This is a genomic window from Roseofilum sp. (genome assembly GCF_982964205.1).
In genome coordinates, this window is sequence record NZ_CEZBFX010000144.1 from 1 (window position 1) to 11510 (window position 11510).

Annotated in this window: 12 protein-coding genes; 7 read left to right on the top strand and 5 right to left on the bottom strand. The window is 45.5% G+C overall.

The window, feature by feature from the left end; translation table 11 throughout:
• Positions 1–1451, top strand: a 1451-nt coding sequence (locus AC3A14_RS22230) for a HEAT repeat domain-containing protein (protein WP_487779167.1), incomplete at its 5' end; no start/stop codon positions are given.
• A gap of 43 nt (positions 1452–1494) precedes the next feature.
• On the opposite strand, the gene AC3A14_RS22235 is transcribed toward AC3A14_RS22230, so the two are convergent.
• Entirely contained in the window at positions 1495–2109 is a 615-nt protein-coding gene (locus tag AC3A14_RS22235) for a Uma2 family endonuclease (RefSeq protein ID WP_318734294.1), read from the bottom strand.
• A gap of 159 nt (positions 2110–2268) precedes the next feature.
• Between AC3A14_RS22235 and AC3A14_RS22240 the strand changes: the two genes are divergently transcribed.
• From AC3A14_RS22240 to AC3A14_RS22255, 4 genes are all read left to right on the top strand, one after another.
• Entirely contained in the window at positions 2269–4176 is a 1908-nt protein-coding gene (locus AC3A14_RS22240) for a DNA-directed RNA polymerase subunit gamma (RefSeq protein ID WP_318734292.1), read from the top strand.
• A gap of 119 nt (positions 4177–4295) precedes the next feature.
• Positions 4296–4775, top strand: a complete 480-nt coding sequence (locus tag AC3A14_RS22245; protein WP_318720194.1) for a flavin reductase family protein — start codon at positions 4296–4298, stop codon at positions 4773–4775.
• Positions 4776–4822: 47 nt separating this feature from the next.
• Positions 4823–5173 carry a phenylpyruvate tautomerase MIF-related protein gene (locus AC3A14_RS22250; protein ID WP_318720193.1) on the top strand — a complete coding sequence of 117 codons (351 nt, stop codon included), beginning with the start codon at positions 4823–4825 and terminating at the stop codon, positions 5171–5173.
• 192 nt (positions 5174–5365) lie between these two features.
• A complete protein-coding gene (locus AC3A14_RS22255; RefSeq protein ID WP_318734289.1) occupies positions 5366–5812 on the top strand; it encodes a hypothetical protein in 447 nt (148 codons plus the stop codon).
• A 91-nt stretch (positions 5813–5903) separates the two neighbouring features.
• Here AC3A14_RS22255 and AC3A14_RS22260 read toward each other — a convergent pair whose 3' ends face one another.
• The 4 genes from AC3A14_RS22260 to AC3A14_RS22275 form a co-directional block, all read right to left on the bottom strand.
• Positions 5904–6863 (bottom strand): D-2-hydroxyacid dehydrogenase, encoded by a 960-nt coding sequence (locus tag AC3A14_RS22260; RefSeq protein WP_318734286.1) that lies wholly within the window; start codon positions 6861–6863, stop codon positions 5904–5906.
• A gap of 68 nt (positions 6864–6931) precedes the next feature.
• The gene (locus AC3A14_RS22265) at positions 6932–8311 is read right to left on the bottom strand and encodes a cytochrome c biogenesis protein (RefSeq protein ID WP_318734284.1); all 1380 of its coding nucleotides are present in this window, start codon (positions 8309–8311) and stop codon (positions 6932–6934) included.
• Between the two features lie 7 nt (positions 8312–8318).
• A complete protein-coding gene (locus tag AC3A14_RS22270) occupies positions 8319–9056 on the bottom strand; it encodes a cytochrome c biogenesis protein CcdA (protein ID WP_318734282.1) in 738 nt (245 codons plus the stop codon).
• Positions 9057–9269: 213 nt separating this feature from the next.
• The gene (locus AC3A14_RS22275; protein ID WP_318734279.1) at positions 9270–9848 is read right to left on the bottom strand and encodes an NUDIX hydrolase; all 579 of its coding nucleotides are present in this window, start codon (positions 9846–9848) and stop codon (positions 9270–9272) included.
• A gap of 86 nt (positions 9849–9934) precedes the next feature.
• Between AC3A14_RS22275 and AC3A14_RS22280 the strand changes: the two genes are divergently transcribed.
• Together AC3A14_RS22280 and AC3A14_RS22285 are read left to right on the top strand one after the other, a co-directional pair.
• Positions 9935–10282: a DUF6464 family protein gene (locus AC3A14_RS22280; protein WP_318734277.1), complete on the top strand. Its 348-nt coding sequence runs from the start codon at positions 9935–9937 to the stop codon at positions 10280–10282.
• The gene (locus AC3A14_RS22285; protein WP_318734275.1) at positions 10279–11505 is read left to right on the top strand and encodes an MFS transporter; all 1227 of its coding nucleotides are present in this window, start codon (positions 10279–10281) and stop codon (positions 11503–11505) included. Before AC3A14_RS22280 ends, AC3A14_RS22285 begins: the two co-directional genes overlap by 4 nt.
• The last annotated feature ends 5 nt before the right edge of the window (positions 11506–11510 follow it).

The following is an 11510-nucleotide window of genomic DNA, read 5'->3' on the forward strand; positions in this document are numbered from 1 at the left end:
CTGCGGTGGGCATTGGCGAGTTTAAGAGTTGTTCTCTTACCGATGAAATTGTCCAGAAGATCGTCAAGTGGGGGTTTGGAGCTTTCAATGCTGAAAAACAGGAGTGGCAAACGGTTCTCGATCTTCTGGAAAACAAAGCTAGAGAAACTCTATTGGCAACTGACAGAGTGCGAGTTATTCAAGCCCTTGGCAATCTCCTACAACAGCCCCAATGTCCCGAAGATACTCATAGATTAGTGGCTGAATGTTTAGGGGAAATCGATCCAGGTAATGCTGAAGCGATCGCCACTTTCGTCCAACGTCTCAGAGAGACTGAGGATGAAGATCTCTGTAGGGAGGTAGCTGAATGCTTGGGGAAAATCGATCCAGGAAATCTCCAGGCAATTACAGCGTTAGCCAGACTTCTTAGAGACACTGAAGATGAACATATCCGTAGGAAGATAGCTGAGAGTTTAGGGAAAGTCGATCCAGGAAATAAGGAGGCGATCGCAGTATTACTCCAATTTCTTCAGGACAGTGAGGAGAGATTTACTCGTATAATGGCGGCTAAGGGTTTAGGGGAAATCGCACTAGGCAATACCGAAGCGATCGCAGCGCTCGTCCAATTTCTCAAAGACACCGAGGATAGATTTACAGGTAGAATGGCGGCTAGGAATTTACAGAAAATCGGACAAGGCAATCCAGAAGCGATCGCAAGTCTTGTTCAACTTCTGACAGACAGTGAAGACGAATATACCCGTTGGCTGGCAGCTAATAGTTTAGAAGAAATCGACCCAGGAAATCCCCAGGCGATCGCAACCTTAGTTCAACTTCTAGCAGAGACAGAAGATGAGCAGATCTGTTGGCAGGTAGCTTATCGTTTAGGGGAAATCGATCCAGGTAATGCCCAGGCGATCGCAGCATTGGCTCAACTGCTCACAGATGCTAAAGATGAAGAGATCTGCTGTGATTTGGCTTATAGTTTACTGACCATTGACCCAGGAAATTCCCAAGCGATCGCAGCATTAGCTCAACTTCTCAAAGACACTGAAGATGAGGAGATCCGTTGGGACATGCCTGTTAGTTTAGGGAAAATCGCCCAGGGCAATGCGGAAGCGATCGCTACTTTAGTCCAACTTCTGAAAGACAGTGAAGAGGAAGAGGTCTGTTGCTCAGTGGCTTACAGCTTAGGGAAAATTGACCCAGGTAATGCTGAGGCGATCGCCGCCTTATTTCAACTACTCAAAGACACTGACGATGAAGATACTCGTTTTCAGGTTGCTAGGACTTTAGGGGAAATCATCACCACCAACCAACAGCGGCAAAGTGTTGTTTCTGCTCTCCCACCTTATCTAAGCGATGAAACCTACGAAAATAATTCCGATCTCTTTAAAAATTGCTACCAAGTTCTCTGGGACATTGCTCAAAACCTGCCCTATCCCGACTTCTACCGCGCTTGGCATCAGGTTTAGCTGTACTAAAAGAGTCTAGTCAAATTTACTGCCCGAATAAAGCCTAATCCCAGACTCGGCGCAAATTCAAGACAAAACTGGGTAAAACTTCTTCACCGGATAATTCAGTTGAATTGGACAAAACTTCGACCTCTAAATCGACTCGATAAATTTCCACCGTTCGATTTTGGGGATCGATTAACCAACCCAATCTTGCCCCATTGTCCATATATTCTTGCATTTTCTCTTGCAAGGATTTGAGAGTATCCGACTTGGAACGCAATTCCACCACAAAATCGGGGCAAATATTAGGAAATGTTCCCTTTTGTTCATCCGTCAAAGCATCCCAACGCTCTTGACTAATCCAACATGCATCGGGAGAGAGATTCGCGCCATTGGGTAAAATGAATCCAGTAGAAGAGTCAAATGCTTTCCCTAAATTACCATTGTCTTCATACCAACGACCCAATTGTACAATAATGCTGAAATTACGTTCTCCGGTTTCCCAACCTGTGGGTGGATTCACAATTAATTCTCCTTGTGAGGTTCTTTCCAGTCTTAAGTCTCGATTGCTGGCAGCTAGAGCTTCAAATTGTTCTTGCGTGACATAGAGCTTGAGGGTTTTGGGTAACGTCAGCAAGAGCGTTTCGGTTTCTGGTTTTACTGGTGTCTGTACCATGTTGACCTCAAAATGCTATAGGGCTATTTTAGGCGATCGCCCCTACAACCCAGGAAAAACATCACCGATGACCCATTACCAGCACAAAACGCTATAATAACGGATTGGGCTAGTCCAGATTCTCAAGGCAGCGTTATTCACTCTCATTGAACAGCAGCAATGAAAAATCAGCAACAACGGTTTGATTACGTCAAAATTGGTATCGCTTCTCCTGACCGGATTCGGCAATGGGGAGAGCGAACCCTTCCCAATGGGTCAGTCGTTGGGGAAGTGACCAAACCGGAAACCATCAACTATCGTACTCTCAAACCCGAAATGGATGGCCTCTTCTGCGAGCGGATTTTTGGGCCAGCTAAAGATTGGGAATGTCATTGTGGAAAGTATAAACGAGTTCGTCATCGGGGGATTGTTTGCGAGCGTTGCGGCGTAGAAGTCACCGAATCGAGAGTCCGTCGCCATCGCATGGGTCATATTCAATTAGCCGCTCCAGTCGCCCATGTGTGGTACTTAAAAGGTATACCCAGCTATATGGCCATTCTGCTGGATATGCCCCTGCGGGATGTCGAACAAATTGTGTATTTTAATGCCTATGTGGTTCTAGATCCCGGAAATACCCCAGAGGTCGCTAAGACCAATGAAGAAATTCCATCCCTCAGTTATAAACAACTGCTCAATGAAGACCAATGGATGGATATTGAAGACCAATTGTATTCTGAAGATTCAGAATTAATTGGTGTAGAAGTGGGCATTGGTGCAGAGGCCATTGAGCGCTTATTGGCTGATTTGGAATTAGAAAGCGTAGCGGAACAACTGCGCGAAGATATCCTCAATTCTAAAGGGCAAAAACGGGCGAAGTTAATTAAACGTTTGCGGGTCATTGATAACTTTATCGCCACCGGTTCTAAGCCCGAATGGATGATTTTGAGTATGCTGCCGGTGATTCCGCCCGATCTGCGCCCCATGGTGCAGTTGGATGGGGGACGGTTTGCCACCAGCGATTTAAACGATTTGTATCGCCGGGTGATTAACCGCAATAACCGATTAGCTCGACTGCAAGAAATTTTAGCCCCAGAGATTATTGTCCGTAATGAAAAGCGGATGTTACAAGAAGCCGTGGATGCTCTGATTGATAATGGTCGGCGCGGTCGCACGGTAGTGGGAGCAAATAACCGACCCCTCAAATCTCTGTCGGATATTATTGAAGGGAAACAGGGACGTTTCCGACAAAACTTGTTAGGAAAACGGGTGGATTATTCCGGTCGTTCTGTGATTGTGGTGGGGCCAAAGTTGCAAATTTACCAATGTGGCTTACCCAAGGAAATGGCGATTGAATTGTTCCAACCGTTTGTCATTCATCGCTTAATTCGCCAAGGATTGGTCAATAATATTAAGGCAGCGAAAAAGCTGATTCAACGGAACGATCCTAGTGTTTGGGATGTTTTAGAAGAGGTGATTGAAGGTCACCCAGTCTTGCTGAACCGCGCTCCAACGTTGCACCGGTTGGGGATTCAAGCGTTTGAACCGATGCTTGTGGAAGGGCGAGCCATTCAGTTGCATCCGTTGGTTTGCCCCGCGTTTAACGCCGACTTTGATGGTGACCAAATGGCGGTGCATGTACCGTTGTCGTTGGAGTCCCAATCTGAGGCGCGGTTGTTGATGTTAGCGTCCAATAATGTCATGTCTCCAGCGACGGGACGGCCGATTATTACGCCATCTCAGGATATGGTTTTGGGATGTTACTATTTAACAGCAGACAATCCTTGGGCACAGAAAGGGGGCGATCGCTTTTTTGCGTCTTTAGAAGATGCCATTCGTGCCTACGACCAAGCCCAAGTAGACCTACATGCCTATATCTGGGTTCGTTATGATGGTGAAGTGGAATCTCCAGAAAAGGATGATGAAATCGTTTCTGAAGAGAAGCTAGAAGACGGAACAGTGAACCGTATTTACAGCTATCGACGAGTACGAGAAACATCTGAAGGTGAACAGATTTGCCAGTATATTCGTACAACACCCGGTCGGATTATCTTTAATAAGACGATTCATGATTCTATCCTCACGGCTTAGTCCCTTAGTCGTTGGATATCTGGATGTGGGGTGCATTAGCGAAAGCGCAGGGCACCCTACTCTATTTTTTGTTAAACTAACCTGGATAGACCAAGTATGAAATATTCGGAGAAATTCCTGTGTTAGATGAACAGGCGAAGAAAACCCTGTTAAGAAAAATTCCCCATGGCTTGTATATTTGTGGGGTAAAAGATGGGGAAGAAGTCAATGGTTTTACCGCGAGTTGGGTAATGCAAGCCTCTTTTGCGCCTCCTTTGGTGGTTAATTGTGTGAATACTAAGTCTCAATCCCATGCCATGATTCAATCGAGTGGGGCATTTGCTTTAAGTATTCTGGAAGCGGGACAAAAGGATTTAGCCCAGCAATTTTTTAAACCTCAACGCAGAGTCGGGAATAAGTTTGAATCAGTAGATTTTTATCTGGGTGAAACCGGATGTCCGATCGTTACCGATACATTAGGATATGTGGAATGCCAAGTTGTGGGAATGGTAGAAAAAGGCGATCATACGGTATTTGTAGGAGAAGTGATTGCCGCCGGAATTCACCGGGAAGGTGAGCCATTGTTACTCGAAAGTACGGGTTGGAATTATGGCGGTTAGCTGAATTACTGAATCATGAGGATAACAATAGGAGGTTGATTTAACTGATGCCATTAGTCAAAATTAAAACATCTGTTCCCACCCCAAATCGCGCAAAAATCGACGAGTTGCTCACCACCTTATCATCTAAATTAGCCCAGCATGTGGGTAAACCGGAATCTTATGTGATGACGGCGTTTGAATCTGATGTGCCGATGACGTTTGGTGGTAGTTTCGAGCCGGTATGCTACATTGAGGTTAAGAATATTGGCGGCATGAGTCCTGCGCAAACCCGGAATATGAGTCAGGATTTTTGCCAAGCGATCGCTGAAAACTTAGGAGTACCCCCCAATCGTACCTATATTGAGTTTGCACGTGCTGAGGGTAGTATGTGGGGCTGGAATAGTAGCACATTTTAAGGGTTCGTCATAGCATAATCCCTGTATAATTATCACAAATAGGGATAGGTTTGCCCATTAGCTTGGCGATCGCAGCTCATATCTTTGGGTTCACCTCCCCCCAAACTTAGAACCAGAATCAGGGACATCGGCTCATTTGTAGGATCTACCGTTATCTATGGATAGATCAATTGTTGTTTGACTTCTAGAGCTATGAAGCCATTTTCTCCCCTCGATCCGGTTTTAAGCCGTTTTTTGTCTAAAATGCCGAGCCATATTGCGGTAACGTTTAGTGAGGAGCAACTCGAGGAGATTAGGAAGCAATTGGGCGATCGCCAATGGCAGGTACATCCACTCGATCTACGTCTATCTTTCCCCATTTTTAATCGCTGGTTCTATCTTGTCATTCTAGCTGGACCCGAGCGCCGACACCATAAACGCTCAGGTCAACAGTCAAATTTAAACCAAGGAGAATGGGATATTCCCTTAAATTTAAAAACGATCGGTAACTTATTAGCTTGTGTCACTTTTATTTTAATTCTGATTCCCGCCCTATTCGGACTCTCCTATCTGTATGCTTCTGTTGAATCAGAAAACAATCAAGCTCCGAGCGCAATTGAAGAACGTATCGATCGCATTCTCAGTGATTGGGGACTGTGATCGATTGAACATTAAAAATGATTGCGAATGAAACAATCAGGGTTTCAATCCCATTCCCTATTCCCCATTCCCCATTCCCTAACACAAAGCGCTATACTCGATTGCGAGACTCTCCTTTGATGAATGCCTTGATATTTTTGTAAACCTCTGCGATCAACCGTTCTCTCGATTCATGGGAAATCCAAGCGATATGAGGGGTAATCAAAAGTCTATCTTTATTTTCAATCTGAAAGAGGGGATTATCTTCTTGTGGAGGTTCTGTTTCTAAAACATCTAAACCTGCGGCAGCAATTTCTCCGAGATCTAGGGCTGAAGCTAAGGCAACTTCGTTGACAATTCCACCACGACTGAGATTAAGTAAAATCGCCTCAGAAGACATCATTTTAAGTTGGGCTTCATCAATCAGATTCGCCGTTTTCTCATTTAATGGCGCATGAATAGAAACGATATGGGACTGTGGCAGAAGTTTCTCTAAATCGATGCATTCAAACGGCTGTTCGTGGTTTTTTCCACTGGTGGAGAAATAGGAAACTTGACAGCCAAAAGCTTGGGCAATATCGGCGACTTTTCGCCCGATGGCTCCCATGCCAATAATTCCCCAATGTTTGCCGGAAAGTTCATAAAAGGATTCTCCCAAGTGGTTAAACGTGGGACTTTTACACCATTTTTTGTTGCGCGTATAATCATCAAAATAACGAGAATGATGGGACAGATAAAAGAGCATGGAAAAGGTATGGGCGACCACACTATTTGTGGAGTAACCGACCGCATTGGTAACGATAATTCCCTGTTCGGCTGCACATTGGATATCGATAATATTGTATCCTGTGGCAGCAACACAAATCAGTTTTAGAGTATGGTTACTTTCGAGAATGGAACGATTGATAGGCACTTTATTGGTGACAACAATTTCAGCATCTTGAATTCTGGCAGCGACTTCTTCAAGTTGAGTAGTGGTGAAGATTTCTAATGTGCCGAATTCCTCTAATTTACTGAGATTAACATCGCCAAGGGTGGCAGCATCTAAGATAACGATTTTGGGGGATTTCATTGGGGAATAGGGAATAGGGAATAGGGAATAGGAAATAGGGAATTAGGCAGAGGTAAAACCGGTTTTTCTTACTGACTACTCTTCACTCCCTTTGATGGGGTGTTTTCTTGAACTCGATCTAGGATTTTCAGCACTTCTTGTTCAAAGGTAACTTGAGCGCGGTTAGTTTTGCCGCCAACGTAAAAGTTGTCTCCATTTTGCAATGCCCAAATTTGAGAGTGAGAAAAATAACTCATAACGACAGCAATCATGAGTAGTCCAAATCCGGTGTAAACCACGGGAATACCCGGGTCGGCTTTAATTTGTAATCCGGTGCTGCCAATAACGTCCAGGACTTTCAATGTAACGCCATTAACCTCTATATCCATTCCCTCGCGCACCGTACCGATGAGTTGTCCCTGGTTATCATAAACAACGAGAGTTCCCTGTAAATCTTTGGTGACTAGGGCAACGCCTTCATTCATATCAGGTGTGGTGGGTATCCAGGTTCCCCAGATTCTGCCTTCGGTTTGTATGGGCAGTTGAGCCATGGGAATCTTGAAGATAGGAGAGTTATTCACTCTTACTTTAACAGCCGCGATCGCCCAATCGGCTTGGTACAAGGTTACGCCTCGATAGCGCAGGGGTTGATTCACATGGATTTCTTCGCGCTTGACTTCTTCTCCCTGGTTATCTAATACGGATAAATCGGAATAAAATTGCTCAATTCTGCCCTCTGGACTATAGTCAATCCAGAATCGATTTACTCGCACTGACCAATCTTTGGGGACTTGGGATTGGGCAAAGGGACCAGCTTCAATGATATTGTTAATCTCAAAGGTATCCCCACTGGGAATGATTTCTTGAGCCATAAATCCGGTTAGGGAGCCTAAGATCGATCCAGCGAGGATAATCAGCATACTGGCATGAACAATAATGGGCCCAATTCTGCCAATAATACCTTTGCGAGCATATAGGGTTTCTCCTTCTCGAAAGACTCGATACCCGTATTGTTTTAAGATGGGTTCTAACGAGTCATTAGACCCTTGATTGAGTTGGGTACTCAGAGCCAGTTTTTCAAATTGTTGGGGTTTTTGGTAATACTTCCATCGGTTAGCCGCTTTGAGGGTTGGCAGTTGGCGGGTAAACGTGCAAGCGGTTAAACTTGAGCCGAAGAGAACAAGCAGCGCTAAAAACCACCAGGTGCTATAAACATGATCTAAGCCGACGATTAATAAGACTTTCCAGGAGAGGAAGCCAAATAGGGCGGGGTCTTCGGGGTAGTTGGCTTGATAAAATTGGATAGATTGCCCCTGTTCTATGACTGTACCGGAAATGCTGAAGAGGGCGATCGCCAGCAAGACAATAATCGCTAACCGCAAATCAGCTAATGTGGGCAGCACTTGTTTTTTCCACCATTGCAGGGGATGGAAGGGGAGCGGAGCAGAAGCGTTTTGATCGGAAGTCATCAGAAAATCAACTTATGGGCACAAGACGAGACAGGAGCGAAATCACCCCAAATCCTACTAATAACACGCCACTGGTCGGAGCGATCCATCCCGACCATTGTCGGAGGGCTAAAAGTTTTTTAATCGAAGCGGTGAAGGTTCCCGCCAGTACCAGGGGAGAGACATATCCAGCAGTATAAGCCAGGAGTAAACCACTGCCCAGGATGGGGTTTTGGGTGCTGGAAACCCAAGCCAGCAGCGTGGCAAGTACGGGGGTACTACAGGGGGAGGCAACTAAGCCAAATGTTAAGCCAATGAGGTAGGAGCGCACGCTATTGGGAAAGTTGGGCGAAATCCAATCCATGCCTCCAGAAGCGGGGAGTTGCAGGGGTAAGGCTTCCAGGAGATTGAGTCCCATCAAGATAGCGATAATACTGACAATGATGGGTAAGCCGATACCAATTTGACCATAGACTTGGCCGACAAGAGCGGCAACGATTCCCAACAGAGCGAGGGTGGTGGCTAAACCGGCGGCAAACCACAGGGACTGAATCGCCGATTGTAAGCGGTTTTCAGTTTCGTAGCCGCCGATGTAAGCAACGGTGAGCGGCAACATAGAGAGCATACAGGGGGTGAGGCTCGTCAGTAGACCGGCAATAAAAATGAGACCGAGACTCACAGCATTGAGATGAGCCAGTTGCGTATGCACGAGGCGATCGGCAAATTGTTGGAGATAATAGAGTTGGGTTTCTAGGGTTTCAATCATAGAAATATCAAATAACTACTGAATTTAAATATATTCAATTCTTCCTCTCATTTCATCTGGTTCACGGCAGCATCCATAGTTGAAAAATTGAGTTAGGTTAGTTGTATCAGCAGGCATTACCCACCTTACATGAGTGGTTTTAGTGTAACACGATCGCCCAATTTCATTGTATGGGTTATAAACGCCAAGCAGAAACCAGATTTCTCCCTCGCATCACAGATCTTGTAGCGCGATTCCTTCCTCGCGCTCTATCGTATTGAGCGCCAAAACCAAAGCCGCAATTGTTCCTGAAACACAAAGATCTCCCCGAACAATAGAATTCATGACTTTACTAATGGGAATAAATACTAATTCAATTTCTTCTGTAATATCCAAATTTTGCTCGCCAACTTGATGAATATTTTGGGCTAAAAAGACATGAATACCATTGGTATCCTTGGGGGGATTATCATACAGAACACCTAAAAATATCCAATCTTGACTCTCATATCCGGTTTCTTCTTCAAACTCGCGTCTAGCGGCCACTTCTGCTGATTCTTCTGGGGGATGAAAATGGCCGGCTGGTAATTCCAATAATACTTTTTGTACCCCATGGCGATATTGACGGACGAATAAAAGGGTTCCTTCTGGGGTAACAGGAACAATCATGGCGACTTCTGGACGAATACTGACAAAGTAATCATCAATAATGGTTTGGTTGGGCAATTGGACGGTATCTTGGCGCACCTGACACCAAGGATGGTCAAAGGCTAGATGGGAGTGCAAGAGTTTCCAGGGTTTTGGTGAGGTCATGGGAGTAGGATGGGGTAATGGGGGGATAGGGGGATCTTACAAAGGTAAGTTATTATTGTTTACACCACCGAGCAGCTCTTTAGACCGTGAACTTAGATCTGATTTTAGTCTTCTTTGTGGGCATGATTCCACCAACTTTGTCCTTATGGATGATGCGTAAAGTGGAACTCCAGTGTCAACAGCGCCATGAACGCATTTTACGAGCCTATCGTAATAGACCCTTACAATCTCCAAGGGAACGCTTATTGAATTATAGGCCCTCTGCGTTCACCCCTGGAATGGGGATAGATATGATTATTGGCGATATTACTTGCCAATATAATGCGCGATCGCCTTATCTGAGATGTGCCATTAATCCTAATGGCCCTTGCGAAGAGTGTTCCCACTATCAACCAACCCAAGAGGATACAGGGTTTCGAGGCACAAAATCTTGAACAAAGATAGAGTGTTCTCTGTACTTCCCCAACTGCCACAACCGGTTTGGATGTTAGCGGCTGGTCGTCTCTTATCCCAAATTGGCATCGGGTTTACCCTATTTTATGCTCCTATTTTCTTTGTCAATCAAGTGGGACTCTCGGCGACTCAAGTCGGTTTGGGATTAGGATGTAGTGCTTTTTCTGGCATTCTCGGACGATTTCTAGGGGGCAATTTTACGGATTCTCCCCAATGGGGTCGCCGCCGTACCTTGTTGTTGTCGGCTCTGGTTTCGGCTTTTGCAGATGTGATTTTGGCTCTAATTGTCGATTTTCCAACCTTGGTTGTGGGGAATCTGTTGATGGGTTTGGGGATTGGACTCTATTGGCCGGCAACGGAGACCGTGGTGGCCGATGTAACTCGGATAGATCAACGGAATGAAGCCTTTGCTCTAGCGCGATTAGCCGATAATTTAGGACTTGGATGTGGGGTGCTGTTGGGAGGAATACTAATTGAAGCTGGCTTGAATTTTCGCTGGCTGTTTGTGATGGATGGTGTATCGTTTTTAGGATTCTTTGCTCTGATTTATACTGCAATTGAGGAAACCCAGCCCCAAAACCAAAAGCAACAACCCCAAAATAGTTCTAATTGGGGGGTGGCATTGGGCGATCGCCAGTTACAAAAGTTTGTAATCGTTAATCTTCTCTTTACCACCTATCTCTCGCAACAGCAAAGCACATTGCCCCTCTATTTGAGCAATTTTCTAGCCTCTGGAGGGTTTTCTCCCGCCATCATTAGCAGCTTATTTACGGGACAAATTGCTTTTTTAGCCCTCTGTCAACTCCCCATCGCTCGTAGTTTAAATCGTTGGAGTCGTTCCCAAAGTCTAATGGTATCCCTATCAGTCTGGAGCGCAAGTTTTGTTTTAGTCTGGATCGTGGGTGGAGTTCATCAAGAAGCTCTATTCTGGGCGATCAGTGCCTTAATCGCGATGGCAGTTGCCACAGCCATCTATACCCCGTCCGCTTCTGCTCTCGTGGTGGATTTAGCTCCAGAAGACTTACGGGGAACCTATTTAGCCATTAATGCCCAATGTTGGGCTATTGGCTATCTGATCGGTCCCTCCTTGGGAGGATGGGTATTAGACCAGTCTAGAATCATTATCGATGGGTTTTGGCTGGCGATCGCCTTCAGCCCCCTCCTGGGCATCTGGATTTTGCGATCGGTTGGGAATGGGGAATAGGGAAT